Raw genomic sequence first — 18,997 nt, forward strand, 5'->3', positions numbered from 1 at the left:
TCGTTTATTTATTTAAAATTTGTATGATTAAATGTTGTACTTCTTTATTCTTCGCATCAATGAAGATTGGGTTAACCCTAACGATTGTGCTGCTTTTCGTGTCGATTTATGTTTATTTTGCGCTTCAATTATAATTCTTTTTTCGATTTCCTCTAGATAGTTTGGTAAACTTTTCCCATTTAAATAAAAATCATTACTTTCTTTTTTGTCAAACTCCTCCAATACTTTATTTGAAAGAGCAGTTTTTTCAATAACACCTGGTTTCGCAGTAACAACAAGCCTTTCGATCATATTTTCCAATTCACGAATATTCCCGGGCCAACTATAATTCTGTAAGTAATCTAGTAATTCTTGACTTAAAACCGATGCCTTATTGTACTTCGTTTTAAATAACTCAAAATAGTAATATATCAAGGGAAGAATATCATCTTTTCTTTCTCTTAATGCGGGTATATGTATTGAAACGACATTAATTCGATAATATAAATCCTCTCGGAAACGTTTTTCCTCCACCATCTGTAAAAGATTTTGATTTGTAGCCGTTATGATTCGAATATCGACTTTTTTTAGTTCAGTTGATCCAATAGGGATAAATGATTTATTTTGAACTAATTGAAGAAGTTTCGGTTGCAGTGTCAACGGAAGTTCGCCAATTTCATCAAGAAAAAGCGTCCCCCCATTTGCCTTTTCAACTAATCCGATTTTTCCGCTGCTATTTGCCCCAGTAAATGCCCCTTTTTTATAACCAAATAATTCAGATTCTAACAGTGATTCTGGGATTGCACCGCAATTTATTTGGATAAAAGGTTTCTCTTGTCGATTGCTTCTTTGATGTATAACCCTTGCTATCATACTTTTTCCCACACCGGTCTCACCATTTAATAAGATAGTAGCGTCCACCGTTGCGACCCTGTCTATTAAATCAAGCATTTCTTCATGTTTCTTGCTTTTACCAATGACAAATTGATGGCTGTCAGCTACATTTTGTTTTCGTTTTATTTGTTGAAGTTGCTCCCAATAGTTTTGTAGAAGTGTTTCAGCTTGCTCTAGCTTCAGAGAGTTCTTTACCGTCTCTGTGACATCCTTAACATGTACAAGAACATATTCCGTGTTATCTTCCTTTATATTCACCAAATATCCGGTCGCTAAATATTGTCTACCTTTAGATACTTGTACCTTTGTTACAGTCTCCTTTTTTTCTAATACAATTTTTGTTACGGAATGAGTAAACATACCATTATTCTCTAATTCCGTTACCGTTCTTCCTATTATTTTAGATCGTGGTGCACCTTGCTGCTTTGTACTCGTATCGTTAACCCATAATGCAACTCCATTATGATCCGCTATGAAAATACCATCTTTTAATTTGTTAAAAATATGATAAAAATGGCGATCTTCAAAAAACTTTTTGCCCATTTATATCCCCCCTTGTGAATTTTGTAAATGAAATTGAATCGAATTCGCTTCATTTTTGATTCGAATGTGGTTCTAAATTATTTATATAATACTAATTTTCTGAATTACAGTCTATTTTTTAGGCTTTTTTTTCTGATTGTTTTTTGGCACGCAACTTGCATTAATTACTAGTGAGGAGGTAGCATATGAATTCAATCTTACTAGAAGTAAATAGAAAGCGTTTACTTGAATCACTTAACATAAGCTCTTCGATTGGATCTTCTAAAAATGGCGGACTTAATCGTTTAGCCTTAACCGAAGAAGATAAAGTCATGAGAGACCTATTTATAAAATGGCTCCATGAAGAAAAATTAGAAGTTCGTGTAGATGACTTTGGCAATATTTATGGAAAAAGAAAGGGAACAATCCATAATGGTCCAGTCGTTGCTATGGGGTCTCACTTAGATACCCAACCTTGTGGAGGGCGTTATGACGGAATTGTTGGCGTTTTATCAGCTTTAGAGGTTATCCGTGTCTTAAATGAAAATAATATTGAAACGATTTACCCAATTGAAATTATTAATTTTACCAATGAAGAAGGTGCTCGGTTTGCACCACCAATGCTAGGGTCCGGTGGGATTGCAGGAGAATTTACAAAAGAGTTCATCTATAACTCAAGGGACAGCGCAAATATTAGTTACAAAGTTGCATTAGAGACGATTAATTACATGGGGGATGAAAAAAATCGATTGAAGGATGTTAAGTATTTCATCGAGCTCCATGTAGAACAGGGACCTATTTTAGCTTCCCAAAATAAATCAATTGGTGTTGTTGAAGGAATTCAAGGCATGAGTTGGTTAAGTGTGAAAGTAATCGGCGAGACAAATCACGCGGGTCCGACACCGATGGATAATCGCCGGGATGCTTTAGTACCCGCATCTAAAATGATTGCAAAAGTGAATGAGATAACAAAAGAAATTTTCGGGTTAAAAACGACGGTAGGCAAGATGAATATTAAGCCCAATGTTTCAAATGTAATACCTGGAGAAGTAGAATTTACGATTGATATACGACACCAGGATGACGAAATTAGATTAGAGGCTATTGAAAGATTAAAAGAGAAATTAAGCACCATTGCACTAATGAATAACGTAGATGTCACGATTACGACAGAATGGAACTCCGATGCCGTTAAATTTTCTCCAACAGTCATTGAAGCGGTAAATGAAGGCGCTGACAAAAGAGGCTACTCATCCTTAAAATTATTTAGCGGACCTGGACATGACGCAAAATACATGAATAAAATTGCCGATACAGGAATGATTTTTCTGCCAAGTATTAATGGAATTAGTCATAATGAACAAGAACTTACGTTAGACGATGATATCGAAAAAGGAGCTAATGTGCTTCTTTATGTCATTCACAAACTAGCAAATATGAAGTGAATTTCCTATTCAAGTAATCAATCATTATGCCTTATAACAAATCAAATTAGAAAATTAACATAGGAGTGATAGATATGAGTCAAAATCAAATCGTTCAAAAGGAATCTTTAGCCGCTGAATTAACGAAGCTTGATGTTAAACATCTTCTTCACCCATCTACCAATCCAAAAGCTCAAGCTGAAAGTGGACCAAAAATTATTTTTACGAGTGGAAAAGGGATCAATCTGTATGATATGAAAGGAAACACCTATATTGATGGTGTATCTATGCTTTGGAATGTCAATCTAGGGCACGGAAATAAAGAATTGGCGGATGCTTCTTATAAACAAATGACCGATATTGCATATGCTTCCGCTTTCTACGGATATGCCAATGAACCAACTGTCCGCTTAGCCGAAAAAATCGCATCCTTAACACCTGGAGACTTAAATACCGTTTTCTTTACATCTGGCGGTTCGGAGTCAAATGACACAGCATTCAAGCTTTCAAGATTTTATTGGCAGTTACAAGGGTATAAAGAAAAAAGAAAAATTATTTCATTAAGAAGAGGATATCACGGGGTAACTGTTGCAGCACAAAGAGCAACGGGAATCGATGTGTATCGTGATTTTTCTGGTTCAATGGATCCCGACATTGTAAATGCAAAAGCCCATGTTACTGAATGTGAACTTGGTGATAAGAATCACCCAGAATATGAAGGCAGTATTAGAAGCATTATCGAAAAAGAAGGAAAAGATAAAATCGCTGCTGTGATTGTCGAGCCTATTCAAGGTGCGGGCGGGGTTCATATTCCACCAGATGAATACTTACAAGCAATTAGAAAATTGTGTGATGAAAATGATATTCATCTCATTGCAGACGAAGTAATTTGCGGTTTTGGCCGTACTGGTAAAATGTTCGGCGTTGATCATTGGAACATTGTTCCTGATTTTATGTCGATTGCTAAAGGGATTACAAGTGGATATGCCCAGCTTGGCGGCGTAGTCATGCGGGAAAAAATTAGAGATGCGATTTCACAATTTGATGGGATGCTGGCACACGGATTTACCTATAGTGGACATCCAACTGCCTGTGCCGTCGGCTTAAAAAATATTGAAATATTAGAACGGGATGGTCTTGTTGAAAATGCGTATCGAATGGGGATTGAATTAGAAAAAGCACTGCATTATTTAGAAGATAAATATGAATTCGTTACAAAATCAAGGGTGAAAGGTTTATTGGCAGGTTTTGATTTAATGAAAGATCCTGATGCAATCATTCCATTCGACGAATCAGTAAAAGCGTCTGTTTCCCTCGTCGATGAATGTTATCAAAGAGGCTTACTAATCAGACCATTTGACTTTGAACCCGGAATGAATATTATCGCAATCGCTCCACCTCTTATCATCACGAAAAACGAGTTAGAACAAATTATCCATATTGTCGATGACTCGCTTTCAGCTCTGTCAAAAAAACTTTAAACTCTTTTCTAAAAGATTGTTGCATTAATTGAAAACGCAGAGTGGATTGGAGTGGAAGGAACCTGACTCCTGCGGGATATAGAGGAAAAGTCGAGACCCCACAAGCGCAGGAGCGCTGAGGAGGCTCGACTTCTCACCGCGAAAAAGCAGGTTCCTGCAGTGGAAAGGAACGGTCTATTATTTATTAAGAAAAGTAGTGAGAACAATTTTTAATATAGGAGGTTCGTTGTGATAGATCATGTCGTAAAACTACATCCCAAGGTGAGTGAATTTTTAAAAGGACCAAAAAAATTATTTATAAATGGAAAAGAAGTTGAATCTGTCAAAGGTGACACATTTCATACGATTAATCCGGCAACAGGTGAAGCGCTGGCAACGATTTATGAAGCGAGCGAAATTGATGTTGACCTAGCAGTTGAGGCCGCATCAAAGGCTTTTGAATACGGAACTTGGCCAAAAATGAGCGCCTATGACCGTTCAAAATTAATGTATAAACTAGCCGATTTAATGGAACGGGATTTTGATGTTTTAGCTCAACTAGATACATTAGACAATGGTAAATCGATCAATGAGATGGTCCATGGTGACTTACCAAATGCGATTGAAAATCTTAGGTATTTTGCTGGATGGGCGACAAAAATGATGGGTCAAACCATCCCTATTTCCAATTCCTTCTTGAACTATACACATCATGAACCTGTTGGTGTTGTTGGACAAATCATTCCATGGAATTTTCCTATCCAGATGGCACTATGGAAAATAGCACCAGCTTTAGCAACTGGTTGTACGATTATTTTAAAACCTGCAGAACAAACACCATTGTCTGCATTATATTTAGCAAAACTAATAGAAGAAGCAGGATTCCCTAAAGGGGTTATTAATATTATTAATGGGTTTGGGAAAACCGCCGGAAATGCTCTTGTTAAACATCCAAAAGTGAATAAAATTGCTTTTACCGGGTCCACTCCTGTCGGCCAGGCAATCATGAAAGAAGCAGCAAATACGATGAAACGTGTGACCTTAGAATTAGGCGGAAAGTCGCCAAATATTATATTGCCTGATGCCAATTTAGATAAAGCTATTCCCGGTGTATTTTCCGGCATAATGGTGAACCAGGGTCAAGTTTGCTGCGCCGGTTCCCGAGTGTTTATTCCAGACCATCTTTACAATGAAGTTGTCGATAGACTAGTAGATTATGCGAAAAATGTTAAATTAGGCAATGGACTTGATGAAACAACCGAAATGGGTCCACTAATTTCAGAAAGACAACAGGAAATAGTGACTTCCTATGTAAATAAAGGCGTTGAGGAAGGGGCATCTCTCTTAATTGGCGGAGAGAAGTTAGAAAAAGGGTTCTTTGTGAAACCAACAGTATTTGCCGATGTTAAAGATGAGATGACTATTGCAAAAGAAGAAATTTTTGGGCCAGTTGTTGTGACAATGCCTTATAGTAGTTTAGACGAAGTTGTTTCCCGTGCGAATAATAGTCGTTATGGCTTAGCAGCAGGACTCTGGACTGAAAACCTAAAAAATGCCCATACAATTTCTCGAAAATTAAAAGCTGGGACCGTTTGGGTCAATTGCTATAATCTCACGAATGCAGGCGTTCCTTTTGGTGGTTATAAACAATCCGGATTCGGCCGCGAAATGGGGTCCTACGCATTAGACAATTATACTGAAGTTAAAAGTGTGTGGGTTAATCTAGATTAAATACCGAACCTAACAATCCTTTATCTGATGAGGATTGTTAGGTAAACTTTTTCAATTTCTGAGTTTTTCCTTTTAAAAGCCGATTCAAAAAGTCTTATATAACCTTACTACAATTAGTAACGTCCGAAAATTCCAAATTGTATAGATAGGAATGGTTTTATGAATGAAACGAATCGATTGAAACGGAGGCTAAATTTATTCCATATTATTGCAATAGGGATTGCCTACATGTCACCTTTTGCTGTATTTGACACGTTTGGAATTGCATCTGATATTTCCTCAGGTCATGTCCCAGCAGCATACATAGTTGTCTTTACCGCAATTCTTTTTACTGCTTTAAGTTATGGAAAACTAGTAAAAAGATATCCTGCTGCAGGTTCTGTTTACTCTTATACTAAAAATCTTATAAATCCATACGTTGGGATAATGGTTGGTTGGGTCTCCTTTATCGATTACTTAGCACTTCCAATGATTAATGCTTTATTAGCAAATATTTACCTTTCCGCAGCATTACCCGGCGTTCCCGGGTGGGTCTGGATTGTAGGACTAATCATTATCATAAGTGTTTTAAACATCTTCGGTGTAAAGTTAGCAGCATCGGTAAATATGTTGCTCGTTGTGTTTCAAGTTCTAATTGGGATCATTTTTATTTTCCTAACGTATCATTCGATTGCACAAGGACCTGAGCATTTTATTGCTCCAATAAATCTATTTCCTTCTGGCAAGGAATTTTCCGGTCTTTTCACTGCTGCAGCATTACTAGCCCTAGCTTTTATCGGATTCGATGCAATCACAACACTTTCTGAAGAAACAATTAAGCCAAAAAAGACCATTCCTAGGGGAATTATCCTAGTTGCAACGTTTGGTGGAATTTTTTTCTTCACGGTCACATACTTTATGCAATCCCTATTTCCAGATGTATCTACATTTAAAGATATCGAAGGAGCTTCCCCAGAAATTGCATATATGATTGGCGGAAATCTATTTCTATCTATTTTCACGGCAGGAGCTTTGTTCTCCGTATTTGCTTCCGGTTTAGCAGCGCAAATGAGCGCATCACGTTTGTTGTATGCAATGGGTAGAGATAAGGTATTACCGCAACGATTCTTTGGGTATTTACATCCAAAGTTCAACTCACCGGTGTACAGTATTCTATTAATTGGGGTTTTAGCTTCAACAACCATTTTCTTAGATTTAGAAACAGCAACTTCTTTGATTAATGTCGGTGCCTTTACTGCGTTTTCCTTCGTGAATATTTGTGTCATCGTGTTGTTTTTTACATCTAAAGAGCAAAAAAACCTCGGCTTTACACTAGGGTATTTGATAGCTCCCCTTATCGGTCTAGGTTTTATCCTATACCTTTGGAGCAGTCTTAATATCATTGCGATTACACTTGGAATTAGCTGGGTTATTGTTGGTGTTATCTACCTAACTATATCTACAGGTTTTTTCAAAAAGGAGCCGCCAAAAATTGATTTTCAAGAACAGGAAATGTAAAGATCGTACCAGGGCATTGGTGAAATTTACTGTTATCACGCTGCGCTTTTCTTTGGGCGGTGTCATGGATAATAAATTTTTTAGACGTTTGGGGATGGAGGAATGGTAAATGAATGATACAAACTCACCAACTCTAAAGCGCTCCCTTTCATTAAAACATGTTGTCTTTTTTGGTTTAGCCTTCATGGCTCCAACAACGTTGTTTTCAACATATGGAGTTGCTGCTCATAGCACAAATGGAATGATTTCAACCGCTTATATTGTCGCCCTATTCGTTATGTTATTTACAGCCTACAGTTATGCGCAATTGGTGAAAGCCTATCCAAACGCGGGCGCAGCCTATACTTTTACGCAAAAATCACTTAGTCCGCACATTGGGTTTATCATTGGCTGGACAATTATACTAGATTATATGTTCAGTCCAATGATTAGTGCTTTATTACTAGGGATAGCCATGAGGGCTTATTTCCCTTCCATTCCTATGTACGTTTGGATCATTCTTTTTATCCTAATAATTACTGTTATAAATATACTAGGCATAAAGGTAGCAGCTAAAGTTAATACAGCACTTCTAATCCTGCAATTCGGAACACTTGCGTTGTTCGTTGTCTTTTCAATAAAAGGGCTTTTAAATGGTCAAGGAGCGGGAACACTTTTTTCAATCCTTCCATTTATTGATTCAAATGTAGATTTATCGTCTTTCATGTCTGTGATTCCAATTCTACGCTTTTCCTTTTTAGGTTTTGATGCAGCTACAACTCTTTCCGAGGAAACGAAAAATCCTCGAAAAACGCTCCCTAAGGCGATTTATCTTATTACTATCATTGGTGGATTGTATTATCTTATTGGGTCCTATTTTTTACAGCTAATCTGGCCGGATTACCAATCATTTAAAGACCCAGAGGCCGCTTATATGGAAATTGCATTTTATATTGGGGGCAACTTTTTGATTAGTTTTTTTCTTGCAGAAGGAATCATCGCAAGTTTAGCTTCATCAATTGCATCAGGAGCAAGCGCTTCACGTATTTTGTATGCCATGGGACGTGAACGTGTACTTCCTGCAAAAGTATTTGGATATCTTTCACCTAAATTTCGGACACCTGTCTATAATATATTAATTATAGGAGTCATTGCTTTAAGTTCACTTTTCTTAAGTTTAACAACAGCCGTATCTCTCATAAATTTTGGGGCACTTTTTGCTTTTACTTTCGTTAATCTTTCGGTTATCTCAAACTTTTTTTTCCGAAAAAAACAGAGATCGATGATCGGAACGATTCGGTACCTTATAATTCCGTTAATCGGAGCTTCACTAACAGGATTATTTTGGATAAAACTAGACATACATTCACTGATACTGGGGGGAACTTGGCTTCTTATCGGGGTTATCTATCTATTAAACTTAACAAAAATGTTTAGAAAACCACCTCCCGAACTTAGTTTTGATGAAAATTTGAGTAATAATGAAGCTAATCTATAAAAAGAGAGGATAGATTGATAATGAATCAACAACTAGCTGATATAATCGTTTCAAGTAACGCTGTATTTACAGGGCTTTCTGACCAACCGGAACCCGCTTCTATTGCGATAAAGGACAAGACAATTATTGCGATTGGTTCTGATGAGCAGATTAAACCTTATTTAGGAGAGAATACGAAAATCTATCAATTTAATGATCAATTAATTATGCCGGGATTTCATGATTTCCACCTGCATATTATGGATGGGGCGGTTGCGATGAACAGTGCCAATTTATTTCCTGCACGTTCGGAAGAAGAAGCGTTAGAAATCATTCGCAAATTTGCCGAGTCAATACCGGAAGATCAATGGGTGATCGGCACAACATGGGATGCAGGTTATTGGGATACGCAACAATTACCGAATCGCTATTCATTGGATCGTATTCTCCCCGATCGTCCAGCACTTATGTTTCACGCTGAAGGACATTATGTCTGGGTAAATTCGAAAGCTTTGGAAATTGCAAACATTCATCGAGATACAGAAAACCCCTCTTACGGCATTATCGGTAAAGATGAAAACGGGGAACCAGATGGCCTTTTATACGAAAAAGCAATGGGTTTAGTTATTCGTCATGCCTATAATTTTACAAAAGAAGAAAAGAGAGAACTATTCGCAAATTTCCTCGAACATGCTGCCAGTTCAGGCGTAACGGCCGTTCACGACTTATTTGCAACGGAATCATTGGAGATTCTTAATGATTTTGATGTTTTCAAAGAATTTGAAGACAATGGGAAATTAACAACGCGAGTTCATTTATGGCCTGCTTTAAATGGCAATCTTGAACATGTCAAACGATTAAGAGATACCTATCAATCGGATAAACTTCGTGTGTCAGGTCTCAAACAATTTATTGATGGCGTCATTACCCCTCGCACCGCCTATTTACTCGAGCCATATGCGGATCAACCCGAAACACGTGGAGAAATGTCATTTCCTTCTGATACGATAAAAAAATGGGTTGTTGATGTGGATAAAGAAGGATTCAGCATTCGTTTTCATGCAATTGGCGATGGCGCAATTCGTCTTGCTTTAGATGCCTATGAAGAAGCACAAAAGAAGAATGGTAAGCGAGATTCACGTCATTCGATTGAGCATGTTGAAGTGATTCACCCTGATGATATCGGTCGCTTCAAAGAGTTAGACGTTACTGCTTCCATGCAACCAGATCATTTCGCAATGTCTGAACGAGGTGTCTACACGGATCGAATTGGAAACGAAAGAGAAAAGTATGTCTTTCTAATTAATACATTACAAAAATCCGGTGCAAGATTAGCGTTTGGAACGGACTTCCCAATTGACGTCCTTAATCCACTCCTACAAATTTATCGGGCCGTAACGAGAATCGACAACAGCGGAAAAACGGTATGGCATCCACATGAACGGATCACACTTGCCGAAGCATTGAAGGCGTATACCGCCGGACCGGCTTATGGTACATTTAGAGAGCATGAACTAGGTACATTAGAAGCAGGTAAGCTTGCTGATATCGTCGTCTTAGAACGGAACCTCTTTGACATCCCTGTTGAAGAGATACCCGATACAAAGGTACAGCTAACAATTACTGACGGGAATATTGTTTTCGATGATACTAAGTCGTTAAACAAACAGTACACTTAAGTTAGGGGTCCCTTTTGAAGTGCAAAAAGTGAAAAAACAGGTTAGATAATTACGAAAAAGCATGGAAATTTAATGCCATGCTTTTTATATTCTTTAACCCCATGTAAAACTCCAAAATCAACCATCAAAATGCTGATATAATGGGATTTAGTTACACCGAGACGTGGTGTTCTTAAATGTAACTAGAATTTACATACGATAATTTGGAGGAAAATAGATATGAGAATTCATAGGCGGAGAAATTCCGGCTAATGCACATTAAAGAGGCTTAAGAAGCAGAAATAACCGGAAGTTTTCCGGTTAACTGCTCTAAAAAAGACAAAATCCAACGATTTTGATAAGATAACCGGAAAAACTTCCTTTATTTTTAGGGAAATATGGGTATTTCCCGATTTAGACGGAATTTTTCCGTTTATTTTACAACTTTCATTATATGATATTTTAAAAACTTATAGCTCATTTTTTAATTTAGAAGTATCAATACCTGCATCTCTCAACTTCTTTTCACCTTCAGCTTCAATTAATTCTTTGAATGCCGATAGAACAGGGTCAAAATCGGTATGTTTACCGAGCATAAATGTCATTTTTTGTTCAATCGGTAGCCATGTATGTATGTCAGCTTCTCAAAAAAGTCCGATACCGTATTCGGTGTATCGGACTTTTAAAATAACATTAATCTTCAGCAGGACAAGTCTCGTAGGCATAATCCATGCCCATTTATTATTTACGAATTAGAGGGTTCATCTGCTTTTGGATTTATGCTAGCAAAAAACACTGTATACTAAGATGATGATCCCAAGGTAAGCGATTGCTGAAGTCGCCCAAATCATGACACTTTTTTTCATGGAAGCTACTCCTTTCTATAATTAAACTTTTAACTTAACCCTCTGCAGTCTTAGAGCGTTGAGAACAACCGATACGGAGCTAAATGCCATCGCTGCACCGGCTAACCACGGTGCTAAGAAACCTACCGCTGCAATGGGAATGCCTATACAGTTATAAGCAAGCGCCCAGAAAAGATTTTGCTTAATATTAGTAATCGTCTTTTTACTCATGAATATTGCGTCCGCAATACTCTTTAAGTCACCACGAATGAGGGTAATGTCGGCAGCTTCCATCGCTACATCGGTACCTGTACCAATCGCCATCCCAATATTAGCTGTTGCAAGTGCCGGAGCATCATTAATTCCATCCCCGACCATTGCTACTTTTTTACCAGCTTTCTGAAGTTTTTCGACTTCTTCTGCCTTGCCTTCCGGTAAAACCTCAGCAATGACTTTCTTTATCCCCACTTGATCCGCAATGGCTTGTGCTGTTTGGGTATTATCCCCTGTAATCATCACAACATCTAATCCCATACTGTGCAAACGAGAAATGGCTTCTTTTGAAGTTTCTTTAATGGTATCTGCAACGGCCACAATCCCGGCAAAGTGTCCATCGATGGCAACGAGCATTGCCGTTTTCCCTTGCTTTTCCAAGTTCTCCATTTTTGCTAATTGATCCTGCACACTAATATTTCGCTTCGCCATGAGTCTGCGTGTTCCGATGAATAATTGTTTGCCATTCACTGTGGATTGAATGCCGAAACCGGGAATAGCTTCGAATGTTTCAGATGCCAGCAGCTCAATCCCTTTTTCTTTTATCCCTTCAACAATTGCCTCTGCAAGTGGATGTTCAGAGTTGCTTTCAGCCGTACCAACCAACGTTAGAAATTCCTTTTCATCCATGCCTTCTGCTAATATAGCATCTGTTAAAGACGGTTTTCCGTTTGTCACTGTTCCTGTTTTGTCAAGAATAATCGTGTCGATGCGGTGGGTTGTTTCAAGATGTTCTCCACCTTTAAATAAAATCCCAAATTCGGCTGCACGACCGGAGCCAGCCATAATCGAAGTTGGAGTAGCTAGACCTAGTGCGCAAGGGCAAGCGATAACCAATACCGCGATAAATTTTTCAAGGGCTTCCGCAAACTCACCAGGACTTACGAAGAAATACCATATTAAGAAAGTAATAACCGCAATACCGACTACAATCGGTACAAATATCCCTGATATGACATCAGCTAATCTCTGAATCGGTGCTTTTGAACCTTGTGCTTCTTCAACTACCTTAATAATTTGTGCTAAAGCTGTATCTTTACCGACTTTTGTTGCTTTGATTTTTAGGAAACCATTTTTATTAATCGTGGAACCAATAACTGCATCTCCAACCGCTTTATCAATCGGAATACTTTCCCCTGTTAACATCGATTCATCAAGTGCCGACTCGCCTTCTACAATTTCTCCGTCTACCGGAATTTTTTCTCCCGGCTTAACATACACAATATCCCCTTGTAAAACTTCTTCTATCGGAATAATCATCTCCCTGCCATCGCGAACGACAATTGCATTTTTAGCCTGTAATCCCATTAACTTCTTAATCGCTTCAGAAGAACGCCCTTTTGCTTTTGCCTCGAACAGTTTTCCTAACAGAATTAAAGTAATAAGGACAGCGCTTGTTTCATAATAGAGTTCTACCATATGAGCGCCGGAGCCAATCGATCTAATACTTAAATATAGACTATAGAAATAAGCAGCCGATGTTCCTAGTGCAACAAGGACGTCCATATTTGCGCTTTTATTTCTTAACGCTTTAAAAGCGCCCACATAAAACTGTTTACCGACGATAAATTGCACTGGTGTTGCAAGGGCAAATTGTACCCAAGGATTCATAAACATATCCGGAAGCCAAATGAAAGACGTAAATTTAAAGTGACTAACCATTGCCCACAATAACGGAAATGACAAGATTAGCGAGAATATAAATTTTCCTTGTTGTTTTTCAATTTCTTTTTGGCGATGGTCCACCTGTTCCTCTGCATTTTCTTTCTTTTGTTCAAGGCTATATCCAAGCTTTTTTATCGCCTCTTTCATTTCTGGTATAGAGACGTGTTCAGGGTTGTATTCCACAAGAACAGTCTCTAATGCAAAGTTAACAGCGGCATTGTCCACTCCATCTAATTTATTTAATCTTTTTTCAATTTTATTCGCGCAAGCAGCACAGGTCATTCCTGAAATATCGAATTCTGTTTTTTCCTTTACAACATCATATCCTAAACTTTGAATTTTCTTTTGAAAATCTTGATCAGATACTACCTCAGGATCGTATTTAATAGAGGACTTTTCGAGTGCTAAATTAACATTGGCTTCTTTTACGCCATCCATTTTTTTGAGCCCTTTTTCAATTCTTGTGGCACATGCTGCACAGGTCATTCCTATAATTTGATAATCTGTTTCTTTGATTTCATTACTCATATCTAGCACCTCTTTTATACTGGTGGGGGGTATATTTCATTGAAAAAGATAACGTGCTTTTTTAGGCACGTTTTCCTTTTTTATTCAACGTCATACCCCTGATCGTCAATTGTTTCCTTGATTTCATTTAAGGATACATCGGATGGATTAAATTCTACGTCTACAGTTCCTGATTCCAAATGTACTTTTACTGATTTCACACCTTGTAATTTCCCGACGCTTCCTTCAACAGCATTTACACAATGACCACATGACATTCCATTAACATTCAAAGTAATTGTTTCCATTTATACTCACTCCTATTTATTTTTTCATTAATTTTCCTATTGTTAAAAGTACTTCGTCTAAAACTTCTGTGTCACCCTCGTTCACTCGTTCTAAGACACACGTTTTTAAATGTCCTTCTAGAAGGATTTTTGCCACACTGTTTAGAGCTGACTGTGTAGCCGCGATTTGGGTAATAACATCGTCACAATAAGTATCTTTTTCGATTAATCCCTTTATTCCACGAATTTGGCCTTCAATTCGATTTAAACGAGTAACTAAGTTTTTCTTCACTTTATCGGAATGATGACTCTTTCTTCCTTCAGAAAGATTACAATCATGATTCATGTTTTCTCCCATCCCTTTCACCTCCACACTCAAAATATACAATACCCCCCTAGAGTATGTCAAGAGATTAAGAATACCTTTTTTTACATTTAATCACCCATTTTTAAATCAGTATTCATGCTCAAAGAAAAAAGCCCTCTACTAAGTCAGGGCTATATTGCCTATTCCTTCGTCTTTTGCATTGCTAATTCCTCTCTATCAAGAGCCATCGGGGGTTGTTCAAGAAACCCATTTTTAATCATGATTTTTGCACCGTCCTCAGCATACTTTGCAATTTCAGCGGAAAGTCTTACATATTGCAAAGCCAAATCCTTTCTTGGGCTCATTGCCATACTTGTGCCATAAAATCCTATACTGAGTGCAATAAGTGCTGTTGTATAAAACATCATTAGTTTGTCTGAAAAAGTATAAGAGGTTGAGTCTGTTACCTCTATATTCCATGTCATAGGTGCAGGAAGATAAGCCTCATTAAGAGTAGATTCAAAAATATCACAATGCTTTTTAGCAATCTCCACTCCCCTGAACAAAAACTCGGAAACCTCTTTTGATTGAGCAACCTGGCTAAATCCTAGTAAAGTTGCTGCTCCAAAAGCATTTCTCTCAAAATTGGTAATAAGATTCGTAATTTCTGTACCAGTTAAGGGTCTTTTTTCACCAAAAAAGCCTTTAAGGAAACTTTGCTTTTTAACAAAATCAATATCCTCTGGGATTGGTAAATAAGGAGCCCTAATATAAAGACCTTTGGATAATAACAGCTCCTTTATCTCTCTGAGAAATGTAGTCAATTGTGAAATACACTCACTGAAATAGCTGTATACATCTGCTCTAACTGATAAAGACAAATTAACACTGTAACCTTGAATGGCAATTTGACATGCTTGATGGAGGTAATACAAAACATAGGTATCTGAGTACAATCTAGCAGCTGATTGATCAACATCCTCATTCGTTTTAAACCCATATGGTATTGGGTACTTTTCTTTATTAAAAATTTCAGTTAAAGTTCTTAAATTACCTTGAGCAATCTCTATAGCATGTTGGATTATTGGTTTAATTTCTTTATCCTCCACTTTGGATAAAAAATATTCCAGTTTACACGAAATAGCACTGTCATTAATATAAGATCCCCAAAGAGCTGTAATTTCTGTTGATGTAAGCTTCACCTGATATTCTTTTTCCATGATGCACCTCCTATAATTCAGACTTTTTTTGTTATTTTTCACAAAATCTTCTGTAATATGTATATGGATAAAAAGTTAGTAAAAAAACACTACATTAGTGGATAGTTCGTTCTAAATCACCTGATATGCTCAAGAAATAATCCTTTTGGATTCCAATCTTGGGCTGCATTCACTCGCTTTGACGACCAAGTTTCCTTTTAGATTTCGATCTTGGGATTCATTCACTCGCTTTGACGACCAAGTTCCCTTTTGGATTCCAATCTTGGGCTGCATTCACTCGCTTTGACGACCAAGTTCCCTTTTGGATTCCAATCTTGGGATTCATTCTCTCATTTTGACGACCAAGTTCCCTTTTGGATTCTGATCTTGGGATTTCATTCTCTCGTTTTGACGACCAAGTTCCCTTTTGAATTCCAATCTTGGGCTGCATCTCTCATTTTGACGATTAATAGAAAGAAGAGGTGCTGCCTAATGTTGGACAACACCTCTAATTATTTTTAGTTATTTATTTAAATTGCTCAAAAACTTAAACACAGCGTTGGTCATGATGGTTGCTTCTTCGGTTTTGAATGTCCCTAGAAGCTCGGTTAATTCGCTATGGGAGAGAGTTCGGGCTTGAAAATATCCGACTGTGTTACCGGCTAATTTTGTTGTATCCATAAATTTTTTAATAGAGTTACTTCCGTGGTCAATCAAAAACATTGGTGGAAGGTTTTTACTTGCTGCATAAGTAATTGGTGACGCTTCTTCCCATACTTTTTGATCTTTTCCGAATACCTTTTTGTAGCTTCCAATTCTACTGATAAAATCTGTTAAATCAAGTGGACCTTCAATGTTCACAACAGAATTAATGACTTTGGGTGAAAGTCCAACATTATTCAAATAGTTAGGATTTGAAGCGACTAGCATGATTAAATGACCGCCGGCAGAATGACCCATTAGATTTATTTTCGACCGATCAAATTGATAATTATCAGCATTGTCATACACCCATTTTATCGCATTAGTAACGTCATTGGCCATTTCCTCATAGGTCGCTTTTGGAGATAGTCGATAGTTAATTGAAATAAATGCATATCCTTTTTCAGCAAAGAAATCAGGTTTTGCAGAAACATTTGATTTATCCCCTCCGCTCCATCCGCCACCATGTGCATAAATGATAACTGGCAATTTCTCCCCGTTCTGAACTTTAGGTGTGAAGAGATCTAATGTTTGCTTTCGGTTACTGCCATATTTAAGATTCGATTCTTTATTCCCTTGTCCATTAACATGCTGATAAAAATAAAATGTTAATCCTAAAACGACAATAAGGAAAATAATAAACGATATTAAAAGTTTTGGTTTCAGTTGTTTATTCCCTATTTCCATCTTTTCTCCTTCCTGAATCTACGGTTGTTGCGGTAATTATTATTTTAGATAGCATTTTGACTTTTAAAATTAAAAATATCATCAACTGCTTGATGATAACCACCCGATTTTTGAAAGGAATCCTTAACTTTTGCAACCGTATTATGGAAGGATGGTTGATGTAATACATGGTCTACAGCTTCATGGAGTTGATTTGCAGTCAAGCTTTGCATTTGCAATTTAATGCCAGCTCCAATAGTAGCAACTTGCTCGGCAATCATCGGCTGATCCGCACTTTGTGGAATGACAATTAGCGGAACCCCGTAATAAAGACCTTCATGTACACTGTTCATTCCACCATGTGTGATAAATAATTTGGTGTGTTTCAGCACCTCTGTTTGCGGAACATAGTTTTTCACAATGAAGTTATTAGGGATCTCACCCAAATCAGATAGTTGAACTTTCTCCCCAATAGACATGATGACACTATGATCAGTATTTTCTAATGCCTTTAAACAAAGCTTATAGAAATCTATTGCCTGATTTACGACAGTACCTAGTGAAATATAGATTGGGTTCTTTCCTTTGATTGAAGTAATGTCGAAAGTTTCTTTCTTTGATCTTGAAGAGATAGATGGTCCTACAAATTTATAAGTTTGATCGAAGTCTTCTCCAAAAGGTTGAAATTCTTTAATTGTATAAACGATTGTAAGTGATGCTGGATTACAAAAAACTTCGTATGGGGAACGGATCTCAACATCATACTTATCCTTTACCATTTCTGTTAACCTTTGAAACTCATCAAATGTTTCTTCGGGGATTTTTTGTGAAAGCTGTTCGAACATTTTATTGAACGATTCTTGGGTCTCAGCAAAAGTAGTGCACGAATTGACTGCCGGAAGTTTAAGGATTTGAGCAAGTATACGTCCACAACCAAACATGGAATCGTGGATAATGTAATCAAAATGTTCGCCTTCAATCTGTTCAAGAACGCTTGGTATGACAATATCTGCAGTATGTAAGAGACCATTAATTCTTTCGAGTACATTATTTCTGCCACCCGAGATAAACGCTTTAATAAATTTTTGACCGTCTACGGTTCGTACCGTTGCTCCCGTCTTTTCAATACGCTCTCGAAAATCTTCAATCGTAAAATACACGACCTCTTCTCCACGCGAAATAAGCTCTTGTACAACTCCGACCGTTGGATTAATATGCCCTTCAGATCCAATATTAATAAATAATACACGTGCCACCTTTGTCACTCCTTAAGTAATTTGATTACAATTTTAACACTTAGTTGGGGACAGACCCATTATTCGGACGTTCATAACAGATATTTGCTAGAAGCCCAGCAGACAAAATGGTGATGCTTGAAAATACGACGCTCCAAAGTCCCAACGTTTGAAACCCGATTAAGACGATGATACCATCCAATATAGCAATAATTAGCCCTATACTCAATGGGGTAGCTTTGGCTATGAAATAAGCAATCAAGTCGGTTCCCCCAGTGCTTGTCTTATAACGAAGCATTAACCCCACTCCAATTCCGCAAATGGCTCCACCTAAAATAGCACTTATCCATATAGGCAAAGGAAATTGATAAGGAGCTAGCAGATCCAGAAAAATAGCTGTCACAATCATTCCGTAAATACTGCCGTGAAATTGGCCGCGATCCTTCACCCATGCATAAAGGATCAATGGAATACTTAACAGCGCCGACCATAACCCTGTTTGAAAGTCAAAATAATAATGCAATATAAGAGCTAGACCGATAATTCCTCCATCTAGTAAATGATGAGGAACCAAAAAGCCATTCACTCCAATCCCTATAAGACCACTTCCTATTATCATTGCAGCAATTCTGGCAAACATGTTAATCCCCCCCCTATTTACTCTATTCATATGGGGGTTGTCCTAAAAAC

15 protein-coding genes and 1 pseudogene are annotated in these 18,997 nt (G+C 37.5%); 6 read left to right on the forward strand and 10 right to left on the reverse strand.

What is annotated here, in order from left to right; translation table 11 throughout:
• Positions 1–27 precede the first annotated feature (27 nt).
• A complete protein-coding gene (locus B5V89_RS00335; RefSeq protein WP_108069963.1) occupies positions 28–1,416 on the reverse strand; it encodes a sigma-54 interaction domain-containing protein in 1,389 nt (462 codons plus the stop codon).
• 185 nt (positions 1,417–1,601) lie between these two features.
• Between B5V89_RS00335 and B5V89_RS00340 the strand changes: the two genes are divergently transcribed.
• From B5V89_RS00340 to B5V89_RS00365, 6 genes are all read left to right on the forward strand, one after another.
• On the forward strand, positions 1,602–2,840 hold the full coding sequence (locus tag B5V89_RS00340) for a M20 family metallo-hydrolase (protein WP_107957886.1): 1,239 nt from the start codon (positions 1,602–1,604) through the stop codon (positions 2,838–2,840).
• A 74-nt stretch (positions 2,841–2,914) separates the two neighbouring features.
• Positions 2,915–4,300, forward strand: coding sequence for an aminotransferase family protein (locus B5V89_RS00345; protein ID WP_107920542.1), 1,386 nt, complete (start codon positions 2,915–2,917; stop codon positions 4,298–4,300).
• A 231-nt stretch (positions 4,301–4,531) separates the two neighbouring features.
• The gene (locus B5V89_RS00350; RefSeq protein WP_412733868.1) at positions 4,532–6,010 is read left to right on the forward strand and encodes an aldehyde dehydrogenase family protein; all 1,479 of its coding nucleotides are present in this window, start codon (positions 4,532–4,534) and stop codon (positions 6,008–6,010) included.
• Between the two features lie 159 nt (positions 6,011–6,169).
• On the forward strand, positions 6,170–7,507 hold the full coding sequence (locus B5V89_RS00355; RefSeq protein ID WP_108069967.1) for an APC family permease: 1,338 nt from the start codon (positions 6,170–6,172) through the stop codon (positions 7,505–7,507).
• A 109-nt stretch (positions 7,508–7,616) separates the two neighbouring features.
• Entirely contained in the window at positions 7,617–8,984 is a 1,368-nt protein-coding gene (locus tag B5V89_RS00360) for an APC family permease (RefSeq protein WP_108069970.1), read from the forward strand.
• A 20-nt stretch (positions 8,985–9,004) separates the two neighbouring features.
• Complete coding sequence (locus tag B5V89_RS00365; RefSeq protein ID WP_108069972.1) at positions 9,005–10,642, forward strand: amidohydrolase; 1,638 nt, start codon at positions 9,005–9,007, stop codon at positions 10,640–10,642.
• A 449-nt stretch (positions 10,643–11,091) separates the two neighbouring features.
• Here B5V89_RS00365 and B5V89_RS20345 read toward each other — a convergent pair.
• The 9 genes and pseudogenes from B5V89_RS20345 to B5V89_RS00405 all read right to left on the reverse strand — a co-directional run.
• Positions 11,092–11,265, reverse strand: a pseudogene (locus tag B5V89_RS20345) (HD domain-containing protein); the annotation flags it as partial.
• A 243-nt stretch (positions 11,266–11,508) separates the two neighbouring features.
• Positions 11,509–13,932: a heavy metal translocating P-type ATPase gene (locus tag B5V89_RS00370; RefSeq protein ID WP_108069974.1), complete on the reverse strand. Its 2,424-nt coding sequence runs from the start codon at positions 13,930–13,932 to the stop codon at positions 11,509–11,511.
• A gap of 80 nt (positions 13,933–14,012) precedes the next feature.
• Positions 14,013–14,219: a copper chaperone CopZ gene (gene copZ / locus B5V89_RS00375; protein WP_066230449.1), complete on the reverse strand. Its 207-nt coding sequence runs from the start codon at positions 14,217–14,219 to the stop codon at positions 14,013–14,015.
• A gap of 16 nt (positions 14,220–14,235) precedes the next feature.
• On the reverse strand, positions 14,236–14,556 hold the full coding sequence (locus B5V89_RS00380; RefSeq protein ID WP_107921408.1) for a metal-sensitive transcriptional regulator: 321 nt from the start codon (positions 14,554–14,556) through the stop codon (positions 14,236–14,238).
• 149 nt (positions 14,557–14,705) lie between these two features.
• The gene (locus B5V89_RS00385) at positions 14,706–15,725 is read right to left on the reverse strand and encodes a DUF3231 family protein (protein WP_108069976.1); all 1,020 of its coding nucleotides are present in this window, start codon (positions 15,723–15,725) and stop codon (positions 14,706–14,708) included.
• Between the two features lie 217 nt (positions 15,726–15,942).
• Positions 15,943–16,155 carry a hypothetical protein gene (locus B5V89_RS00390; RefSeq protein WP_066230441.1) on the reverse strand — a complete coding sequence of 71 codons (213 nt, stop codon included), beginning with the start codon at positions 16,153–16,155 and terminating at the stop codon, positions 15,943–15,945.
• 71 nt (positions 16,156–16,226) lie between these two features.
• On the reverse strand, positions 16,227–17,093 hold the full coding sequence (locus B5V89_RS00395; protein WP_066230439.1) for an alpha/beta hydrolase: 867 nt from the start codon (positions 17,091–17,093) through the stop codon (positions 16,227–16,229).
• Between the two features lie 44 nt (positions 17,094–17,137).
• Positions 17,138–18,328, reverse strand: coding sequence for a macrolide family glycosyltransferase (locus B5V89_RS00400; RefSeq protein WP_108069978.1), 1,191 nt, complete (start codon positions 18,326–18,328; stop codon positions 17,138–17,140).
• Between the two features lie 40 nt (positions 18,329–18,368).
• Complete coding sequence (locus B5V89_RS00405) at positions 18,369–18,947, reverse strand: YitT family protein (RefSeq protein ID WP_066230428.1); 579 nt, start codon at positions 18,945–18,947, stop codon at positions 18,369–18,371.
• Between the last annotated feature and the right edge of the window lie 50 nt (positions 18,948–18,997).

It is taken from the genome of Heyndrickxia sporothermodurans (genome assembly GCF_003055045.1).
GTDB lineage: Bacteria > Bacillota > Bacilli > Bacillales > Bacillaceae_C > Heyndrickxia > Heyndrickxia sporothermodurans.

Excerpts from the sequence above, each read along its gene's own strand:
- B5V89_RS00335 (WP_108069963.1), bottom strand. The coding sequence starts at position 1,416 with ATGGGCAAAAAGTTTTTTGAAGATCGCCATTTTTATCATATTTTTAAC.
- B5V89_RS00340 (WP_107957886.1), top strand. The coding sequence starts at position 1,602 with ATGAATTCAATCTTACTAGAAGTAAATAGAAAGCGTTTACTTGAATCA.
- B5V89_RS00345 (WP_107920542.1), top strand. The coding sequence starts at position 2,915 with ATGAGTCAAAATCAAATCGTTCAAAAGGAATCTTTAGCCGCTGAATTA.
- B5V89_RS00355 (WP_108069967.1), top strand. The coding sequence starts at position 6,170 with ATGAATGAAACGAATCGATTGAAACGGAGGCTAAATTTATTCCATATT.
- B5V89_RS00360 (WP_108069970.1), top strand. The coding sequence starts at position 7,617 with ATGAATGATACAAACTCACCAACTCTAAAGCGCTCCCTTTCATTAAAA.
- B5V89_RS00365 (WP_108069972.1), top strand. The coding sequence starts at position 9,005 with ATGAATCAACAACTAGCTGATATAATCGTTTCAAGTAACGCTGTATTT.
- B5V89_RS00370 (WP_108069974.1), bottom strand. The coding sequence starts at position 13,932 with ATGAGTAATGAAATCAAAGAAACAGATTATCAAATTATAGGAATGACC.
- copZ (WP_066230449.1), bottom strand. The coding sequence starts at position 14,219 with ATGGAAACAATTACTTTGAATGTTAATGGAATGTCATGTGGTCATTGT.
- B5V89_RS00380 (WP_107921408.1), bottom strand. The coding sequence starts at position 14,556 with ATGGGAGAAAACATGAATCATGATTGTAATCTTTCTGAAGGAAGAAAG.
- B5V89_RS00385 (WP_108069976.1), bottom strand. The coding sequence starts at position 15,725 with ATGGAAAAAGAATATCAGGTGAAGCTTACATCAACAGAAATTACAGCT.
- B5V89_RS00390 (WP_066230441.1), bottom strand. The coding sequence starts at position 16,155 with ATGCAGCCCAAGATTGGAATTCAAAAGGGAACTTGGTCGTCAAAACGA.
- B5V89_RS00395 (WP_066230439.1), bottom strand. The coding sequence starts at position 17,093 with ATGGAAATAGGGAATAAACAACTGAAACCAAAACTTTTAATATCGTTT.
- B5V89_RS00405 (WP_066230428.1), bottom strand. The coding sequence starts at position 18,947 with ATGTTTGCCAGAATTGCTGCAATGATAATAGGAAGTGGTCTTATAGGG.